15 protein-coding genes and 1 pseudogene are annotated in these 19,557 nt (G+C 55.8%); 5 read left to right on the forward strand and 11 right to left on the reverse strand.

Annotation, left to right across the window (positions count from 1 at the left end):
* The 3 genes from JWR17_RS10420 to JWR17_RS10430 form a co-directional block, all read right to left on the reverse strand.
* The coding region (locus JWR17_RS10420) for a hypothetical protein (RefSeq protein WP_299830875.1) at positions 1 to 2,037 on the reverse strand (2,037 nt) is incomplete at its 3' end.
* Between the two features lie 381 nt (positions 2,038 to 2,418).
* The gene (locus JWR17_RS10425; RefSeq protein ID WP_299830877.1) at positions 2,419 to 2,595 is read right to left on the reverse strand and encodes a hypothetical protein; all 177 of its coding nucleotides are present in this window, start codon (positions 2,593 to 2,595) and stop codon (positions 2,419 to 2,421) included.
* Positions 2,592 to 3,260 carry a hypothetical protein gene (locus JWR17_RS10430; RefSeq protein ID WP_299830879.1) on the reverse strand — a complete coding sequence of 223 codons (669 nt, stop codon included), beginning with the start codon at positions 3,258 to 3,260 and terminating at the stop codon, positions 2,592 to 2,594. The genes JWR17_RS10425 and JWR17_RS10430 overlap by 4 nt, the downstream gene beginning before the upstream one ends.
* A 712-nt stretch (positions 3,261 to 3,972) precedes the next feature.
* Here JWR17_RS10430 and JWR17_RS10435 point away from each other — a divergent pair.
* Positions 3,973 to 4,833 (forward strand): annotated as a pseudogene (locus JWR17_RS10435) (ATP-binding protein); the annotation flags it as partial.
* Between the two features lie 277 nt (positions 4,834 to 5,110).
* Here JWR17_RS10435 and JWR17_RS10440 read toward each other — a convergent pair.
* The 7 genes from JWR17_RS10440 to JWR17_RS10470 all read right to left on the reverse strand — a co-directional run bounded on the left by JWR17_RS10440 (position 5,111) and on the right by JWR17_RS10470 (position 13,801).
* Complete coding sequence (locus tag JWR17_RS10440) at positions 5,111 to 6,493, reverse strand: aspartate aminotransferase family protein (RefSeq protein ID WP_299830881.1); 1,383 nt, start codon at positions 6,491 to 6,493, stop codon at positions 5,111 to 5,113.
* Positions 6,490 to 7,971: an NAD-dependent succinate-semialdehyde dehydrogenase gene (locus JWR17_RS10445; RefSeq protein ID WP_299830883.1), complete on the reverse strand. Its 1,482-nt coding sequence runs from the start codon at positions 7,969 to 7,971 to the stop codon at positions 6,490 to 6,492. Before JWR17_RS10445 ends, JWR17_RS10440 begins: the two co-directional genes overlap by 4 nt.
* Before the next feature lie 69 nt (positions 7,972 to 8,040).
* Positions 8,041 to 9,042 (reverse strand): N(2)-acetyl-L-2,4-diaminobutanoate deacetylase DoeB, encoded by a 1,002-nt coding sequence (gene doeB, locus JWR17_RS10450; RefSeq protein ID WP_299830884.1) that lies wholly within the window; start codon positions 9,040 to 9,042, stop codon positions 8,041 to 8,043.
* Between the two features lie 3 nt (positions 9,043 to 9,045).
* Positions 9,046 to 10,236, reverse strand: coding sequence for an ectoine hydrolase DoeA (doeA, locus tag JWR17_RS10455; protein ID WP_299830886.1), 1,191 nt, complete (start codon positions 10,234 to 10,236; stop codon positions 9,046 to 9,048).
* Positions 10,237 to 10,296: 60 nt separating this feature from the next.
* Entirely contained in the window at positions 10,297 to 11,289 is a 993-nt protein-coding gene (gene eutC / locus JWR17_RS10460) for an ectoine utilization protein EutC (RefSeq protein WP_299830888.1), read from the reverse strand.
* Positions 11,290 to 11,320: 31 nt separating this feature from the next.
* On the reverse strand, positions 11,321 to 12,292 hold the full coding sequence (gene eutB / locus JWR17_RS10465; RefSeq protein WP_299830890.1) for a hydroxyectoine utilization dehydratase EutB: 972 nt from the start codon (positions 12,290 to 12,292) through the stop codon (positions 11,321 to 11,323).
* Between the two features lie 114 nt (positions 12,293 to 12,406).
* On the reverse strand, positions 12,407 to 13,801 hold the full coding sequence (locus JWR17_RS10470; protein WP_299830933.1) for a PLP-dependent aminotransferase family protein: 1,395 nt from the start codon (positions 13,799 to 13,801) through the stop codon (positions 12,407 to 12,409).
* A 335-nt stretch (positions 13,802 to 14,136) separates the two neighbouring features.
* Here JWR17_RS10470 and ehuB point away from each other — a divergent pair, with 335 nt between their 5' ends.
* The 4 genes from ehuB to ehuA all read left to right on the forward strand — a co-directional run bounded on the left by ehuB (position 14,137) and on the right by ehuA (position 17,270).
* Positions 14,137 to 14,997, forward strand: coding sequence for an ectoine/hydroxyectoine ABC transporter substrate-binding protein EhuB (gene ehuB, locus JWR17_RS10475; protein WP_299830892.1), 861 nt, complete (start codon positions 14,137 to 14,139; stop codon positions 14,995 to 14,997).
* Between the two features lie 82 nt (positions 14,998 to 15,079).
* Positions 15,080 to 15,739: an ectoine/hydroxyectoine ABC transporter permease subunit EhuC gene (gene ehuC, locus JWR17_RS10480; RefSeq protein WP_299830894.1), complete on the forward strand. Its 660-nt coding sequence runs from the start codon at positions 15,080 to 15,082 to the stop codon at positions 15,737 to 15,739.
* Positions 15,736 to 16,392 (forward strand): ectoine/hydroxyectoine ABC transporter permease subunit EhuD, encoded by a 657-nt coding sequence (ehuD, locus tag JWR17_RS10485; RefSeq protein ID WP_299830896.1) that lies wholly within the window; start codon positions 15,736 to 15,738, stop codon positions 16,390 to 16,392. Before ehuC ends, ehuD begins: the two co-directional genes overlap by 4 nt.
* 83 nt (positions 16,393 to 16,475) lie before the next feature.
* The gene (gene ehuA, locus JWR17_RS10490) at positions 16,476 to 17,270 is read left to right on the forward strand and encodes an ectoine/hydroxyectoine ABC transporter ATP-binding protein EhuA (RefSeq protein WP_299830935.1); all 795 of its coding nucleotides are present in this window, start codon (positions 16,476 to 16,478) and stop codon (positions 17,268 to 17,270) included.
* A 143-nt stretch (positions 17,271 to 17,413) separates the two neighbouring features.
* On the opposite strand, the gene JWR17_RS10495 is transcribed toward ehuA, so the two are convergent.
* The gene (locus JWR17_RS10495) at positions 17,414 to 19,390 is read right to left on the reverse strand and encodes a methyl-accepting chemotaxis protein (RefSeq protein WP_299830897.1); all 1,977 of its coding nucleotides are present in this window, start codon (positions 19,388 to 19,390) and stop codon (positions 17,414 to 17,416) included.
* Positions 19,391 to 19,557 lie beyond the last annotated feature (167 nt).

Raw genomic sequence — 19,557 nt, forward strand, 5'->3', positions numbered from 1 at the left:
GGCTGTAGCAAATTGCATCTGTTGTGGACTATCCAATGTGTAAGGGTTATTGCCCGGTCCGCTGGACAAGTTGGCAATTTGTTGACCATAATCGGATGTCATGAAGTCTGATAGATGTTTACCAAAACCTGGGAGGTGGCTCATATCTAAACCGGACGTGTCATAAGGTATCTGTCCAGCGGCGTTACTTGCAACGCCATCTAACTTACCTGTGAAGTCGCCTTCTTTCGGTCCAGTATCTTTACCTGTCATCCAGTTCCACAATCTATCTACGGGGTCTTTCATACCCTTGTGGCTACCATCAGCCTCTTTAGGTGTTCCCAAGTCTCTTGGGTCGATTCCGCCGTAGCCTTCGATAGTGCCTCCTGCACCCACATCGTTGGATAGCTGGTCTTGGGTCTTGACTGTGTTATCAAGGTTACGGCCAGCCAGCAAACGCATAGCGCCTGTTTCCAGTCTGGTGAAAGCTATGTCTAAATTGCGTGATACCTCAGACAATCCCTGCGTTGCTTTAACTAATTCACGCTCGGAATCAAGCCGATCATTGATCGCTTTAACCAGATCGGAGTCTTGCTGCTGCCTGTCTGTCTGGAGAAACTTATCAGTCTCAAGATTTTGTGCATTAGCCTCAATGGACCCAGCGTGGCGCTCCACAATATCCTTGTTCTTAACAGCTGTATATGCAAAACCTGCATCTAATGCTTTGGGCGTAATCTCACGTTTCTTCTGAGCTGCCAACATAAACGCTTTAGCGTCTTCGTCCTTACCCTTGAACCCTAAATACTTTGCAGCCCCTACGTCGATATCACCAGCGAGTTTAGAACCTAAGTTGTTTGTCAAAGCTTTGTAGTCGATACCAGATGCATAGCCTTTAGCAACTACGTGGCTCATTTGGTAATTGACACGCTGTGTAGATTCCGGGTCTAAGTTAGCAGCGCGGAATACAGCCATACGGTTGTGCAATGTAGTTGCAGCCGCATTATCGTCATATCCGTGGTTCATCAGGCCAGCAGCGGAATTTGAATACTCTCTTGCAGTATCTTTATTAACTGCCATTCCAAAAGATTTAGAGTCTCTAATGTATGCTTCGTTTAATTTTTTGCGTTTCGCTAAGTTCTCCGAGACAGCCATCAGTGCAAAGTCGAACTGTTGAGTGTCTGAGGTAGACTCTTGGCGCTCGTGTATACGTTCGTTAACCAAACTGGCCGCCTTACCAATAGCATACGCAACAGCAGCAGCGGCACCAAGTCCAACACTCATTCCCAGGCCACCGGATGATTCACCCTGCTTCGCGGCGTTAGCTGCCCAATTGGCTTGGCGAGATTGTGCCCAGTTGAAACGTTCGTCTTGCTGATGGGCTTTCGTGTCTTGGCGGGCCATTCTCAGCTTGCGGGATTCAACACTGGCTAGATGCTTTTCAACACTGCGTTGACCGGCTTCCCTTGAGCGTTGCAAGCTCTCTTCCATCCGTTGCATGGTGGACAGGCCAAGCTGTCTCTTTTGCTGTAGCAGAGCAGTGCGCTCGTTCTGTGTGGCTAACATAGCCTCAAGTCGAGTTTGTTTATTCTTAGCAGCAGTAATGGCCGCTTCGTTTCTTATCGCCTGTGCTTGAGTCTTCAATTGGTCCGTTGCGGCTCTTGCTTCCTTAGAGGCGAGTACAGCAGCGTATTGCTTATCCTTCAATGCTTGTGTGGCTAAGAATGATGACTCTTTGGTTCCAGCACTCGTTAGTTTCTGTCCCTGTAGCTCTGCGGCGAATGTTGCACGTCTCGCTTTCTGAATTGCTAATTCAAGTTTCAATTCACGAGCTGCTGACGCTGCAATAGAACTATCAAGCTTTGCTCTGTCTGTATTACTACCACGTACACCTAACTTAAAGTCCAGCTTCTTTTGCAACTCTGCTGCTTCCCTACCAAGCGCTTTCATCTGAATAGATGCACGCTCCATCAAGCTCAGAAACGCTTGTAAGGGTGCAGTCTTAACGTCAAATACTAACTTACCCGTTAACTGGGCAATCTCTTCATTCAATCCACTCATTATTTATGACTCCCGTAGCTTCTACCAACTTTCACATACAATAGAAGAGCCTTATGAATTGATCGGATGAACGATAACTGTCCGTGACCTTCGTAAAACACCTCAACTGCGTTGAATAATTCTTTCTGAATCCCTTGCTGCAACATTAGCGGTAATGCGTCAAGCGCTGCACGATGTCCACTCACTGTGAACATTACACCTCTCTCTGTAGTGAACCAAACAGAGGCGAATGTAATTGTTGGGCCAAAATAGCGAGCTACGTATTCACGGTATAACTTCTGGAACGCCTTTACATTTACAGTTCCGATTAGCTCTATCACTGCATAATGTGTTCCACTGTTATGAACCAGTGCGGTGATGCTTTGATTAAGTGAGTTCATATTAAGACCACATAGCCAAGTGCGAAGTTGACGCCGCTTTATGAATCAACACTTGCTCGATAACTTCCCTCTCAACTTCTAATGATGTAGGAATTAAGACGTTTTCAATGGCTTCAAGGCTTAGTAGTTTTGCTGGGTCGTATTTCTCTAAAAGAATACGTGTTAACTCATCAATCATAATGCTGCTCCTAATGCTGCTCTAACTTCTTGTGCTATACGGGTACGGTCTTTCGCCGCTTGTTCATCTTCTAGCTTCTGTTTGCGGTTGTTCTCAATTCGAATCTGTGCTTCGATTTCCTTTTCAATAACTGCACCATTGAAGGCTTCAATCTCTTCACGGTATCGCTGTTCAACAAAGGCGTATTCCTGCGCTAAGTCTTCTTGCTGCATACACTCTGGTTTATATAAAGTGTATTCAATCATGTGTCCGCTATGGACGCGAGAGAACACCTGAGAGTTTGTATATCCAACGTTAAGCTTCTCGCGATATGTATCCAGCCCTTCCTGAATTGAACCACTCATGAAGCGCTGTAGGGCACCTGTGACATAGCGCTGCTCAAAGTGCCCATGTCCATCTGCTCTAACTGAGTAGTTAACTTGAACAACGGATTTACGAGCGTCTAACTCTGTTTGATCGAACTTTTGTAATACTGACGGCATAGTGTTTATTCCTTTATTTATAGTTGGGGTGTTGTTAATGTTAATGTTTAAGTCAACTGGTTTACGTTTTGCTGCTCGCGACTGCTGCATATAACAGCGATGACTGCAAGTTTGCTTGCTCGCTCTTAATGTTTGCATTGGTGCATCGCAGACAACACAGGGGCGTGTAACTGGATTAGCCATGTATGGCCTCCTTTGGGTTAGCGGTATGTGAGAATAAGAATGTCCGAACAAAAAAGATGGCAATAGAGGATTAGACTATTGCCATAAGAGTATGCATGTCAGCATCGTAGTTTGTAGCGAAGGGTAGAACGTAATTAATATTCCTGACGGCCGATCAGAGCGTCATTAAAGTTATGGAATGGGTAACTCAAGGTGTAGGGAAACACCTTTGCAAGTTTCGACAGCGCTACTCGGTGGAGCGCTTGGGGGTCATTCTGAAAAACCCTGTCTAAACGAATCCGCCAAGGATATTAAACTTGGGGATCTGTATTCTGGAAGTTGGTGTAGTGCGGGAAGGGAAGTGTGTGTAATAAACTCTCTCTGTATATTATTATACCATGTAATTTCTAAATTACAAGTAGTACCCTAACCAAAGTCAATATTTATTTCGTTTATTTTAGTGCGTTATTTCCGCAAATCTCCTGAACGCCTTATATGTACTGAGGTGTAGGCAAGATGGTTAATTTCACTATTGTTCTTTATTTATGTCTCAACTACACCGTAACTTCCTATGATCATATGTGAACTACGTTCATCACTTGGCACTGTAACGAGCTGTATGTGCCCTACGGCATGGATGGGACAACTCAGTGCTGGATACCAGTGGCGGGTCAGGCGATGTCCAGCAGGCCACGCCGAGGCGGCTGGGTAAGCCTTATGTTTTGTAACCATACACAAACTCTTGTTTAGCGGACCTCCGGGCACCGGGAAAACCCTGCTGGCGAGTCGGCTGCCTGGTTTGTTGCCGCCCCTGGACGAACATGAGGCGCTAGAAGTGGCAGCGATTCAGTCGGTTGCCAGTCAATCGCCCCTGACCAGTTGGCCGCTGCGGCCGTTTCGGCAACCCCATCATTCGGCCTCCGGTGCGGCCTTGGTGGGTGGTGGCAGTCGACCCCAGCCGGGAGAAATCACCCTCGCCCACCACGGCGTGCTTTTCCTGGATGAACTGCCCGAGTTCGACCGCAAGGTACTTGAGGTACTGCGCGAACCACTTGAGTCGGGTCACATCGTCATTGCCCGCGCCCGTGACCGAGTGCGCTTTCCTGCGCGCTTTCAGTTGGTCGCCGCAATGAACCCGTGCCCGTGCGGTTATCTGGGCGAGCCCAGCGGTCGTTGCCGCTGTTCGACGGACCAGATTTTACGCTACCGCAACAAATTATCCGGCCCGTTGCTGGACCGCATTGACCTGCACCTGACCGTTGCCCGGGAAATCACCTCGCTCAATCCCGGCCCACAAACCGGAGACGACACTGCCAGCGCCGCCGTGCTCGTCGCTCAGGCTCGCCAGCGGCAACACACCCGCCAAGGCTGCGCCAATGCCTTCCTCGACATGCCGGGCCTGCGTAAACATTGTCCGCTGTTGGCGGATGACGAAGCCTGGTTGGAAACTGCTTGCGAGCGCCTGACGCTGTCTCTCAGGGCCGCACACCGCCTGCTGAAAGTAGCGCGCACCTTGGCGGACCTGGAGCAAGTTGCTGCGATTGCCCGGCATCATTTGGCGGAGGCGTTGCAGTATCGGCCTGCGAGTAATTGAGGTGTACCGAGACCTGTAGGAGGGTCCGCCATGTCTTCGACGCCGCGCTGTCGCGCAGCAAACACAAAACGTGCAGGAGCTGCCGAAGGCTGCGACAGGCTAGGGTCGCGGGCGACCGGCACCCCTTCAGCGGTATAACGAGGGCGACCGGTTCTCGGTCGAATCGCAGCCTTCGGCAGCTCCTACAGATTATTTTTACGTCAGTAAGTTATGCGTTGTTTGATAAGAGACAACGTGTTGGCGAGACGATTGACCGGACACAGCCGACACCGGTTAGTTACAGGATGCCAGCCGCGACCTCATCCACTGCCTCTTTGGCGATTCCAACGATCAAATCCGCATCTGCCCGCGTCAGGATTAACGGAGGCGCAAAACCCAGAATGTCGCCGTGGGGCATTGCCCGGGCAATCATTCCGCGCGCCAAACAGGCTGCCGATACTTTCGGCCCGACCTTGAGCGCAGGATCGAATGGAGTGCGTTGTTCGCGATCGGCCATGAACTCCACCGCCGCCAACATGCCATCGCCACGCACTTCTCCCACCAATGGGTGGCCACTCAACGCCTCGCGCAGACGAGTATTCAGATAGGCGCCGACTTGCTCAGCATTCTCAGTCAGGTTCTCCCGTTCAAGAATATCCAGATTCGCCAGTGCGGCCGCCGCACAGATCGGATGGCCTGAATAGGTCCAGCCATGGCCCATGGCGCCGTCCCTGACGGAAGCCTCATCAATCACGTTCCAGACTTTTTCACCGACGATCACCGCAGAAAGTGGCGCGTAAGCGCTGGTCAGTCCCTTGGCGGTGGTGATCAAATCCGGCTTCATGCCGTAGCGCTGACTGCCCATCTTCGATCCCAACCGACCGAATGCGCAGACCACTTCGTCAGCGATCAATAGCACGTCGTACTTATTCAGCACCGCCTGGATCGCGGCCCAGTAACCTTTTGGCGGAACAATAATGCCGCCGGTGCCCATCAACGGTTCGCCAATGAACGCGGCCACGGTGTCCGGACCTTCGGCGAGAATCATCTTTTCCAGCTCATCTGCGCAATAAAGAGCGAACGCTGCTTCATCCATGCCGATGGGCGCCTTGCGGTACCAATGCGGACAAACGGTGTGTTTGATGCCTTCAGCAGGCAGGTCGAAGTGCTGATGGAACGACGCCAGGCCAGTCAGGCTGCCAGTCATGATGCCCGAGCCGTGGTAGCCACGGTCACGCGAAATGATTTTCTTCTTCTGCGGACGGCCCAGTACGTTGTTGTAGTAACGCACCAGTTTGATCTGGGTTTCGTTGGCATCAGAGCCGGATAACCCGTAATAGACTTTTTTCATGCCTTCCGGCGCCCAGTCCATGATGCGACTCGACAACTCAATGATCGCTTCGGTCGAGTGGCCGACATAGGTGTGGTAATACGCCAGCTCTTTAGCCTGCTTGTAAATTGCCTCAGCGACTTCGGTCCGACCATAACCGATGTTTACGCAGTACAAGCCGGCAAAGGCGTCAATGAATTCGCGGCCTTCGTGGTCACGAATGCGAATACCCGAAGCGCTTTTGATAATCCGTCCCTTGATCTCGCCGCTGGCATGATCGTGGGCGTGGGTCGAGGGGTGCATGAAGTGCGCACGGTCTTGTTCGAACAGCGAAGTGTAATCCTGGCTCATGCGGGTTCTCCTGAGAACTGCCCTTGGTGATGCAGGCAAAAATATTTGGTTTCCACAAACGGCTCGAAGCCGTCGCTGCCACCCTCGCGACCGAGGCCCGAGGCTTTCATGCCGCCGAACGGAATCGGGTGGCCGGTGAACTTGACGCCGTTGACGGCCACCATTGCGTGGTCGAGACGGCGGATCAGCGGGTAGATCACGTCCAGCCGGTTGGAGCAGATGTAGGCGGCCAGACCGTATTCGGTGTCGTTGGCCATCTGCACCGCATGATCAAGCGTGTCAAACGGCATGACCCCGGCAATTGGCGCAAAGTTTTCTTCCTGATAGATACGCATCTGCGGCGTCACATTCGCCAGCACGGTGGGCTGGAAGAAAAGCCCACCCAGCGCGTGCCCTTCCCCACCTACCAAGCGCTGCGCACCGAGTTTCACGGCGTCAGCGACCCGCTGGGCGGTACTGTCGAAGGCCGCCTGGTGCATCAACGGGCCGATCTGGACTTTCTGCTCGATGCCATCCACGGTGGCGGGACCGACCTTCAAGTCCCGCACTGCGGCCGCAAAACGAGTCAGAAACGCTTCATAAACCGGGCGCTCGACCATGATCCGATTAGCCGCGCAGCAATCCTGACCCGAGGTCTGGAACTTGGCCTCGACCGCGACTTTTACTGCGTGATCCAAATCAGCATCGGCGCAAACAATGAACGGCGCGTTGCCACCTAATTCCAAACCCACCTTTTTCACGTCTTGCGCGGCGGCTTGCAGCACCAGCTTGCCGACCCTGGTCGAGCCGGTAAAACTGACCGCGCGTACTCGGGAGTTCCTGACCAGGGTTTCCATGACCATTTGCGGCTCGCCCAGTACAACGTTGATAACGCCTGCCGGGAACCCGGCGTCATGGGCAAGTTGGGCGAGAGCCAGCGCTGAAAACGGTGTTTCATGGGCCGGTTTGATCACCACCGTGCAGCCTGCGGCTAATGCGGCAGCGGCTTTGCGGGTAATCATCGCCGAGGGGAAATTCCATGGCGTCAGCAACGCGCAAACGCCAACAGGTTCTTTCACCGTTCCTAAATGTGCACCTGGAATGTGGCTGGGAATATTCTGCCCGTACAGCCGTCGCGCTTCTTCGGCGAACCATGGGATAAAACTCGCGGCGTAGGCGATTTCCCCACGGGACTCGGTCAGCGGTTTGCCCTGCTCGCGACTCAGAATTTGCGCCAGTTCTTCGGCATGCTCCAGTATCAGCTCGGCCCAGCGGCGCAAGATCTTGCTCCGGGCATCCAGACTCATTGCACGCCAGCCGGGAAAAGCCCGATGTGCGGCGTCTATGCTGGAAATGATCTGAGTCTGGTCGAGCATCGGCACCCGGCCAATCAGCATTTGCGTTGCCGGGTCGCAGACGTCCACCTGGTTTGAACTGTCGAGCCACTTACCATCGACGTAGCACATCGACTTAAACAATTTGGCGTGTTGAATATTCATCAATGACACCTCTATGAAGCAAACACCCACTCTTGGATTCCAGAGACGTGTGCTAATCAGCACCGCAGGTCAGCTCAACACGTCAGCAATGACCGCCACTGTGTCGCCACATTGCACCAATCCCGGAAAATGCCGGGCCGCCAGCACCCCACTGCGCCCCGCGCGATATTCCACGGGTGCCACGCCGGTGCGTTTGATGTCGTGAATTCGCGCGACAACCTCACCTTTACGAACCCGATCACCGAGATCGCGGCACATCTCCAGCAGCCCGTCATGCTCACTGGCGACAAAGCAACTGCCGTCCGGCATATCAAGCATCACGGTCGCTTGCAGCTCGACCTTGCCCTCAAGAATTCCCGCATGCACCAGCAGATTGCGCACGCCGCGTTCGGCAATCGCCACGCTGCGGGCGTTGGACGAGCCGCCGCCGCCCAGCTCAGTGGTGACGAAAATCTTGCCCTGCTGCTCGGCGGCGGTGTCGTACATTGCTCCGGCGTCCAGCTCCAGCATGCGCATGCTGAACGGCGCGTTGAACGCCTGCATGCCCGCTTCGCACTGCGCCTGCTGCTGCTTGTCCGGCAATACATGGCACGCCGCGAAGGGTAAGAAATCCAGGGTCCGTCCGCCGGAATGGATGTCCAGCACGATGTCCGCCAAGGGCAGCAAGGTACGGCGGAAATAATCTGCGATCTTCTCCGTGACAGTGCCGTCGGGCTTGCCCGGAAAGCTACGGTTGAGATTGCCCTTGTCGATGGGCGAGGTACGGCGCCCGGCATGAAACGCCGGGGTGTTCATGAAAGGAATGATGATGACCCTACCGCTCACTTCTTGCGCACCCAGACCCTGCGCCAGCTTACTCAGGGCCACCGGCCCCTCGTACTCATCGCCATGATTGCCGCCAGTCAACAACGCCGTGGGACCATTGCCGCGCTTGATAACGCTGAGCGGAATCATCACTGCGCCCCAGGCCGAATCGTCCCGGGAGTACGGCAGTTTGAGAAAGCCGTGCTGCACGCCGTCGCGATTGAAGTCCACCGTGGCGCTGATGGGGTTGTCGGATAAATCTTTCATTGATCAGTCCTTCACGAACAGCTGGCGTGGGACGTTACACAACGTCTCGACACCGGTTTCAGTGATCAAAATGCTTTCGGTGATCTCAAGGCCCCAATCGTCCATCCAAAGTCCCGGCATGAAGTGAAAGGTCATGCCCGCTTGCAACACGCTGGTGTCGCTGGGACGCAGGCTCATGGTGCGTTCGCCCCAATCTGGCGGATAACTGATCCCGATCGGGTAACCGCAACGGCTGTCTTTATGAATGCCGAATTTCTCCAGCACTGAGAAAAATGCTTTGGCCACATCCCCCGTGGTGTTGCCCGGTTTGGCCGCCTCCAGCCCTTTGGCGATGCCTTCGACCACTGCCTTTTCGCCGTCGAGGAAATGCTGCGGCGGTTTGCCCAGATAGATCGTTCGTGACAGCGGGCAGTGATAACGCTTGTAGCAACCGGCGATCTCAAAGTAGGTGCCGGCGCCCTTTGCAAACGGCGTGTCGTCCCATGTCAGGTGTGGCGCACTGGCGTCGGTTCCGGTGGGTAGCAGTGGCACGATAGCCGGGTAATCACCACCATGACCGTCTGCACCGAGGATGCCGGTGCTGTAGATTTCAGCCACCAACTCGTTCTTGCGCATCCCCGGCTCAATACGCTCGTAAATACGCGCGTGCATTTTTTCGACAATGCGCGCGGCAATGCGCATGTACTCGATTTCCTTCGGCGACTTAATGGCCCGCTGCCAGTTCACCAGCCCGACGGCGTCCACCAGGGTCGCGTGGGGCAGATGTTTTTTCAGCGACAGGTAGGCGGCGGCGCTGAAATAGTAGTTGTCCATTTCCACGCCGATGTTGAGCGAACTCCAGCCACGCGGGGCAATGACTTCCTTACACAGGTAGTCCATCGGGTGCCGCTCCCGGGACTGCACATAGATATCCGGGTAGCCGACAATGTTGTCGTGCTGCATGAATACCGTGCGTTTGGCGCCATTGGCGTCCTGACCTCGCCCGTACCAGACCGGTTCGCCGTCCAGCGCCACCAAGACGCACTGATGCACGTAGAACGACCAACCGTCATAGCCGGTCAGCCAGGCCATGTTCGACGGGTCGGTGACCAACAGTAATTCAACACCCTGCGCTTGCATGGACTGGCGGACTTTGGCCAGACGCTGGGCGTATTCCTCCCGTGAGAAGGGAAGATTGACGACTATCTGAGACATGCAGATGCCCTCTCTAAATGACGCACTGATTGAAGTTGTTTTGAAATCATGGCGCGGCGCTCAACCACCGAAACGAAATCCTTTGCCAGCCTGTAACGCTCGTTCAAACGCCAGGTTGGCGATGGCGGTGTCCTGCGCGCCGGTGCCTGTGAGGTCACACAAGGTGACTTGTCGGTCATCGCTGCGACCCGGTCGCTGACCAGCGACCACCTGGCCCAATTCGACGAAGCGGGTGTCGTCGCTGACAGCATTTGCTTGCAACGCGTGATGCAACTCACCCAATAACCGGGTCTGGCTCAGGCGGTCAGCAACGTAGAGGTCAACGTTTGCCAGCACTGCTGGGGCAATTTCATTCTTGTGCTCGGCATCGGCCCCCATGGCTGTGATATGCAGGCCAGGGTGGAGATGGCGGGGTTGAATCAATGGTTCGCGGCTCGGCGTGGAGGTGACGGCGATGTCGACACCCTCCATCGCCTCGTCCACGCTGGAACACACTCGGACACTCAGCGCGCCACCATATTGGAGCTCGGCAGCGAAGGCCTCGGCCTTTGCCGCGTTCCGCGCCCAGATGCGCACCTCGCTGATCGGTCGCACCAGGCGCAGGGCCTGTAATTGCAAACCTGCCTGCTCACCGGCGCCAATCAGTGCGACGCTACGGCTGTCTTCCCGAGACAACCAGCGTGCAGCAACGGCCCCCGCAGCCGCAGTGCGGATGGCGGTCAGATAACCGTTATCCAGCAGCAAGGCGTCGAGCAAACCGGTCCGGGCCGAGAGCAACATCATCATGCCGTTGAGGCTCGGCAGCCCAAACGTGGGATTGTCAAAAAAACCAGGGCTGACTTTGATCGCGAACCGATCAAGGCCAGGCAGATAGGCGGTTTTCACGTCCACCTCGCCATTGTGCTCGGGGATATCCAGGCGCAGGATCGGGGGCATCGCTACGGCCGCAGTTGCCAGCAAAAAGAAAGCCCGCTCAATGGCGTCGATACTGTCCACGTCCAATGCGATGCAAGCGCGCAGGTCGGCTTCGCTTAACAGAATGACTTCGGCCATCACAGCGCTCCTTCCACGAAAATAAGATCACTCATTCATTGGCTCCCGCCAACACGCGCTGGTGTTGCTGAACATCGACGTTGCGCCCGCTCACCACCACGACAATGGGACCGCGTCGTTCGATCAAGCCGTCCAGCAACGCGCCAATACCCACCGCTGCCGCGCCTTCCACCACTTGCCGCTCTTCGAAGTACGCATGGCGAATGCCGTTAGCGATGGATGCCTCGTCGACCAGATGCACTTGGTCACACAGGTCGCGGGTCATGGTGAAAGTGAATTGATTGTCCAAACCAATGCCGCCGCCAAGGGAGTCAGCCAAGGTCGCCAACTCCTCAACGTCTACGGGATGTCCTGCTTCGAGGCTGGCGTGCATGGCTGCGCCGCGTTGCATGCTGATGCCGTGCAGGCGAATAGCGGGGTTAACACCTTTCAGAGCGAGAGCAATGCCGCAGAACAGACCGCCTCCAGACAAGGGCACCAGTACCTGGGCCACATCGGGAAGCTGCTCGATGATTTCCAGGCCGAGGGTGGCTTGCCCGGCAATGACCGCCGCATGGTCAAACGGTGGCAGCAGGGCAGCGCCCTCAACCGCTGAAATACGCTCGGCTTCACGCTGGGCATCGTCCTGAGACTGCCCGACGATGCATACCTGCGCACCTAGATCGCGAATCGCCTGAACCTTGTTCTGAGGGACCAGATGCGAGAGGCAAATGGTGGCCTTTACGCCCAGTCGGGATGCGGCGTAAGCAAGAGCGCGGCCGTGGTTACCCGTGGAAGCTGCAACGACGCCCCGCTCTCTGGCTGCTGCATCGAGTTGCGCAACCGCATTGCTCGCACCGCGCAGCTTGAAACTACCGGTAATCTGCTGCGATTCCAGCTTCAGGTACACCGCCACGCCCATGAGCCTGGAAAGGCTGGGCGAATATTCCAGCGGCGTCACCCGAACCAGAGACGCAATGCGCTGGCGAGCGAGATAGACATCGTTGAGCTGCAAACCTGGCATGACTGCGTCCCGACCTTGGTGTTGGTCGCAGTCTAAAAGCGCAAAATTGTGCTGATGAATGTACTAGGGCAATTTGATGGAAAATCTTTTTCATGCATCGACAGGGCAACGCAATTAAAAGTCATGAATACTCGGGTACTGGCCGAAAATCTCGTGCATACCGATCAAGGCCTCACGCATTTCGTCGTCACTGCACTCAGCACCGACACACAATCTGACACCCCGCGCCCTGGACACGCCTCGTACAGTGAACGGATCGGGCGATGCAACCGCGATATGGCGCTGACGCAACGTCCGCACCAGACTGTCCACCTCCCAATGGGGCGGAACGCCCAACCACACATTCAACGCGTTCGGATGCTGCCCAAGAATGTGCTCGCCCAAGTGCTCGCTGACCATTGCCTGTCGCCCGTTGAGCAACTTACGCTGCATGCGCAACAAGGTATCGGCGCGACCGTCTCGAATCCAGCGGGCGGCGATTTCCGCCATCATCGGCGTTGCCATCCAACTATTCACTCGCAGGATGCTTTCCGTGCGCAGGGCCAGACGTTTCGGCACCGTAAGAAAACCAATACGCATCCCGGTCAAAATCGACTTGGTCATGCTGGTGCAATAAAACGACAGCTCTGGCAGGTAGTGGCTGATGGGTGGCGCGCGACGCTCGTCAAGCAAGGGTCCATAAACGTCATCTTCAATAATATGCACACCGAAACGCCGGGCGATGTCGGCAATTTCCCTTCGGCGCTTATCGGGCATCAGGCTGGTAGTAGGATTGTTCAGATTGGGTGTGCACACTAACGCGGTAATCCGCTCGTTGCTGCACATGTCCTCGAAATGCTCAGGGTCAATGCCGAAGCGATCCATCTCAAGACCCTTGAGGGTAAACCCCAGGACCTGAGAGCTGCCGATCACGCCATGATCAGTCAGACCTTCGCACAGCACGATGTCATCCGGCCCCGCCAGCGACGCTAACGCCAGAAATATGCCGTGGGCTGCGCCGTTGGTGATCAGGATATTGTCACGCTCGACCTTCAGCCCTTGGCGACCGATCCAGTGCGATGCGGCTTCTCGATGAGACTCGAAACCGGCTATGGGGCGACAGGCGCGAATCCATGGCTGGTCTTCTTCCTGACTGAGCTCGGCGCAGGTGTCGCGCCAAAAGCGGTCGTGCTCGCGGGTGTGCATGATCCGTGCGGTAGAGAAATCCACCAGGGCTCGTTCCGGGCTGTCAAGTATGTAGGTCGCAACTCGATCGCTCATACGTCGCGAGACAAAACTGCCGCGCCCGACCTCGCAACGTACCAGGCCCTGGCGCTCCAACTCCTTATAAGCATTGGTGACAGTCTGCACGCTGATACCTACGGCGTCGGCCACATGCCGCTGTGGTGGCAGCCGCTGATCGTCTACCAACACGGCCTTTTCGATATCACTGGCAATCGCCTGCACCAGGATCTTGTACTTGGATTCGCCGCCTCGGGCTTGATCCAGGGCTGCTCGCCATTGCTCCATCATTGCCTGAACGTCCTCATTTAAAAGGTCTGGCTTCGTACCAGCTCAAATGGCCCTTTATAGGGAACAAAACCAAGGTGCACAGCATCCCCCGAGAATACGCCGCAGGCAATTGTCCTAGTGCAATACACTGAGGGGCAGTCCTTTTGTATGCTCGAATCCAAGCCGGAGCAAAACTGCCATCACCCGCAGTCCTACGTCTCGGCTTGTACTGGAACGGCTCCGCCGTCCGACCGACTTCAAAAAGACGGCTCCGGTACGTTTGCTCTTAGCGTCACTGCCTCCTAACACAGAGCCGTTTACAACGGGTCCACAAGAAACAGGAGATTTTATCGATGAGCAACTTTGCACACAGCGTCACCACCCCTCTGCGTCGCCTGTTCGTGGCTTGTGCGGTATTCGGTCTAGCGGCCAGCGTTCAGGCCGCTACGACATTGGAAACGGTCAAACAGAACAGCGCCATTCGTATCGGCTACGCCAACGAATCGCCGTTTGCCTACACCGAAACAGACGGCAAGGTCACCGGCGAATCCCCTGAAATCGCCAAGATCATCTTCACCAAAATGGGCATCAGCAAGGTCGAAGGCGTGCTGACCGAATGGGGTTCGTTGATTCCCGGACTACGGGCCGGTCGCTTTGACGTGATCGCTGCGGGTATGTACATCACTCCAGCGCGCTGCAAACAGGTCATTTTCACCGACCCGCAGTACCAGTTGCCGGACGCATTATTGGTCGCCAAGGGCAACCCGAAAAACCTCCACAGCTATGAAGACGTCGCCAAGAATCCTGACGTGAAGCTGGCGATTATGGCCGGGACCGTAAACCTGCAATATGCCCGTGATAGCGGGGTCAAGGATTCGCAAATCCTGCAGGTGCCGGATACCACTGCGCAGCTGCAGGCCGTGCGCGCCGGGCGTGCCGATGCAGCGGTGGGCACGCAACTGACCATGAAGGGCCTGGCGGGCAAAGGCGGTGACAAGGTCGAGGCCATGACCGAATTCAAAGACGATCCTTCCCACATCGGTTACGGCGCCCTTGCCTTCCGTCCGGAAGACAAAGACCTGCGTGACGCGGTCAACGCAGAGTTGAAGAAATGGCTGGGGACCGAGGCTCACCTTAAAGCGGTCGCGCCATTCGGTTTCGACAAAAGCAACATCACCACCAAGACTGCTGCAGAGCTTTGCGGCCAACCTTGATCGGTCGGGCGTGAAATACGAGGGGTGCTGTGCTCATGCACAGCGCCCATTCCCTGCGTAAACCGGAATCTCAGGTCGAACCATGGGTGAATTACTTCCGCTGTTGTTTCAAGGTGCCTGGGTCACGCTCCAGGTCACGTTCTATGGCTCGATACTGGCCATCGTCAGCGCCATTCTCGCAGCGTTGGGACGCTTATCGCCCTGGACGCCACTTCGCTGGTTCTCCGTCGCTTACATCGAGTTATTTCGTGGCACGTCGCTGCTGGTGCAGTTGTTCTGGCTGTTCTTCGTCCTGCCACTACCACCGTTCAACATCGAGCTCAGCCCCTTTGCCGTGGCGATCGTCGGCCTGGGCTTGCACATCGGCGCCTACGGTGCGGAAGTCATGCGCGGCGCCATCAGTTCGGTTGCCAAAGGCCAATACGAGGCATCGATTGCTCTGAACTTCAGCAAAGCGAAGCGCTTTCGCCGGATCATCCTGCCTCAAGCTCTGTTGGCCGCGATTGCGCCTGGCACCAATCTGCTCATCGAATTGTTGAAAAACACCTCCCTGGTATCGCTGATTACCTTGTCGGACCTGAGTTTTCGCGCTCGCCAACTGGATCAAGCGACCTTCGAAACCCTGCAAATCTTTAGCTTGGCGCTGGTGATGTACTTCGTCATGGCCCAGGCCATCAACTTTGGCATGCGCTACCTGGAACGCCGCTTGAGCCGTGGCCGTATGCGCGGAGGACTGTCATGAACCTGTTCGACTGGCATTACGCACTGCAAATACTGCCGGATCTGTTGCGGGCCTCCGTTAATACGCTGGGAATCACGCTGATCGGCTTCATGATCGCCATTGTGCTGGGGCTGTTCCTTGCCATTGGCAGGCGCAGCAAACGTATCTGGCTGTCGTGGCCGACGACGCTGACGATTGAGTTCATTCGCAGCACGCCGCTGCTGATTCAGGTGTACTTCCTGTATTACGTGCTGCCCAACTACGGCCTGAGCATGAGCGCGATGCAAGTGGGTGTCGTCGGTATCGGCGTGCATTACGCCTGTTATATCGCAGAGGTTTACCGTGGCGGGCTGGACGCCGTACCTCGCGCGCAATGGGAAGCGGTCACCGCGTTGAATATGAGTCCCTACATTGCTTATAGAAATATCATCTTGCCCCAGGCGCTGCAGCCTATTCTGCCGCCGCTCGGCAACTACCTGATCGCTATGCTCAAGGACACCCCGGTGCTGTCGGCGATTACCGTGGTGGAAATCATGCAGCAAGCAAAAAACATCGGATCAGAAACGTTTCGTTATTTAGAGCCGATCACTATGGTTGGTCTGTTCTTCCTGGCCTTGAGCGTCATTCTGGCCTACCTGGTACGGCGCCTCGAATTGCGCATGGAGCTACGCTAATGACTTCTCCTGCATCGACCTCGGCGGCAGCGCTCTCACCACTGAACACGCTGACGCCGGCAAAACCTCACGAGACCCATTCCATGCCCCTTTTCTCCACGGCACAGCCATTGGTCAGCTTCAAGGACGTGACCAAGCGTTATGGCAGCTTCACGGTTTTGGACAAGTTGAATCTTGACGTCGCGCCTGGGGAAAAAGTCGCCATCATCGGCCCCAGTGGCTCGGGAAAATCTACGCTGCTACGCGTACTCATGACCCTGGAGGGTATCGACGAAGGCCAGATTCAAGTCGACGGCGAATCCTTGACCCACATGCCGGGTCGCGGCGGTCTGTTGGTGCCGGCTAATGACCGACACATTCGCCGGGTGCGCGGCAAGATCGGCATGGTGTTCCAAAGCTTCAACCTGTTTCCGCACAAGACCGCGTTGCACAACGTGATGGAAGCTCCAGTGCATGTGCTGGGCTTGAAAACCAGCGAAGCCCGTGAGCGCGCAGTGGAGTTGCTGGAACTGGTGGGGCTTGGCGAAAAGCTCGACCATTACCCGTCGCAGTTATCAGGCGGCCAACAACAAAGGGTGGCGATTGCCCGGGCGTTGGCGATGCGGCCAAAGGTGATGCTGTTCGACGAAGTGACCTCAGCACTGGACCCGGAGCTGTGCGGCGAAGTGCTTAATGTTATCCGCAAGCTTGGCAATGAGCACAGCTTGACGATGATCATGGTCACCCACCAAATGGGCTTTGCCCGAGAGTTTGCCGATCGGGTGTGCTTCTTTTACAAAGGCCAGATCCACGAGCAAGGGACGCCGTCGCAACTCTTTGAACAGCCGCGTGAAGAACGGACCTCTGCATTTTTGAGCGCCGTTAAAGAGGCGAATTGAGCAGGTGGATCGCTCAACACCGTCGTGCCGAGACATCTGTAGGACCGAATTTATTCGGGAAAAGGGCAGCGCGGTCTGGTTGCGGCACCGCGTCGTGACCATCGCCAATACGTTTGTTCCCACGGGGCCTGGCAATCCGGAACTCAGCGAAACCGGTTTACTTCCTTACGCAATGCCGCAGCCAGTTCGTCCAGTTCTTTGGCAGTGATCGCCAGGTTAGACACCACTTCACGCTGCTCGCTGTTGGCCAGGGCGATGCTTTGCAAGTTGCTGCTGAGCAAGGTTGCAGTGCTGCTTTGTTCTTGGGTGGCGGTGGTGATGGCGGCGAATTGCTGGCCCGCGGAGCGGCTTTGTTCGTCGATTTGAGCCAGTGCGGCGGCGACTTTGGCGTTGCGGGAAAGACCTTCCTGCATCAATGCGTTGCCCTGCTCCATGGTGCTGATAGCGTTGCTGGTTTCTTGCTGAATACTGGCGATCATGCCAGAGATTTCGTCGGTGGCTTGCCGGGTACGTGAAGCGAGGTTGCGTACTTCATCGGCAACCACAGCAAAACCACGACCCTGCTCGCCAGCACGTGCGGCCTCAATCGCTGCGTTAAGCGCCAGCAGATTAGTCTGCTCAGCGATCGAAGTGATCACACCGACGATGCTTCCGATTTCCTGCGAGCGCTGACCCAAGGTGTCGATCACGCTGGCCGTGCCCTTCAACGACGCAGCAATTTGCTCAAGCGAAGTCGATGCTTCATCCATCGACGTCCGACCAATGCGTGTTTGCTGGGCGTTTTCCTGGGCCAGACGCTCGGTGTTGCCCATGTTGTCAGCGATGTTCAGCGAGGTGGCACTGAACTCTTCTACCGCCCCCGCCATGCTGGTGATTTCCCCCGACTGTTGCGCCATGCCTTCGTAAGCCCCGCCCGATAAACCGGACAACGCCTGGGCGCGGCCGCTGACGTCTTGAGCGGCGCTGCGAATATGCGCAACCATGGTCGATAACGCCTGACCCATCTGATTGAAGCTACGGGCCAATTGGCCAATCTCGTCGTGGCTAGCGACATCCAGCCGCGCACTTAGATCGCCAGCGCCCAACGCTTCGGCCTGACGGACAAGGTCTGACAACGGCTGCAATTTGCGGCGTAATAGCCCTATCGCAGCGCCGACAGCGATCAACATGGCCAACAAGCTGCCGATGGCTAATTGCGTACCGACGCTCCAGGTCACTGCATTGATTTCGGCTTCCGGCATGCTGGCAAACACCGTCCACGGACCGCCGGCAAACGGCGCGGCTACGGTATAAAATTCCTGTGCGCTATTGCTCCAGAACTGGCCCACGCCCGGGCGTTTGATAATGTCAGCCAGACTTTCGGTCGCCTGGGTTAAATCCATGACCCCGGCGGGCGCGACCAGCCAGTGGTTTTGTTCGTCAAGCAACGCCAACGAACCGGTATTGCCGATACGAAAATTCTTCAGGTTTTCGAACTGGGCGTTTTGCGCATCGGTGTAATCGAAACCGACGAACAACGCAGCGATAACCTTGCCGCTGCCATCACGCACCGGGCTGTACTGAGTCATGTAGTAACGCTCGAACAACAAGGCTCGACCGACGTACCCCTGGCCTGCGATCAAACGCTCGTAAGCCGGGCTCTTGTGGTCGAGCAACGTGCCGATGGCCCGCGTACCGTCCTGCTTGCTCAGGGAGGTACTGATTCGAATAAAGTCGTCGCCGCTGCGTACGAAAATCGTTGCTACGCCAGCCGTCAACTGCTTGAAGTTATCGACTTCGGTGAAGTCGCCATTCAGCACATGATCGCCCAGGGTCAAGCCGGGCGTTTGTATTCCGGCGACGGTTACCGGGCTCTCTGCATGAAGGGTCAAACCACTGGCGAAGCGTTTGTCGAACAGTCCGCTCAGGCGTAGGGTGCTTTCGCGCAAGCTGCTGTGGAAGGTATTCAGTTGGTCTGCCAGCAAGCGACCCTCGCTGGCCATGTGTTCTTCACGAATTTCCAGATTTGCGGTATCCAGAGAGCGCAAGGCAAAGACGGTACTGCCGCTAATGACTACCGCCAGGATTATCGCCAGGGCGATGCCCAACTGCGTCGCGATACGGGCTCGGGGTTCTGACATGAAAGCTCCTGGCTGGAAAGCGACGGGGGTTTTAATGCCGTCGGCGGCTCAGCAAAATGTAAATGGAAAATCCCTTGGACGCTTCTGAAAAGCTCTGCATATACGGATTCGGCTGACGTGGATAATACTTGAGTCCTACAACAAACGGCTCTCCGATGCGCTGACCC

The sequence above is a fragment of the Pseudomonas sp. genome, from assembly GCF_028293835.1.
Classification (GTDB): domain Bacteria; phylum Pseudomonadota; class Gammaproteobacteria; order Pseudomonadales; family Pseudomonadaceae; genus Aquipseudomonas.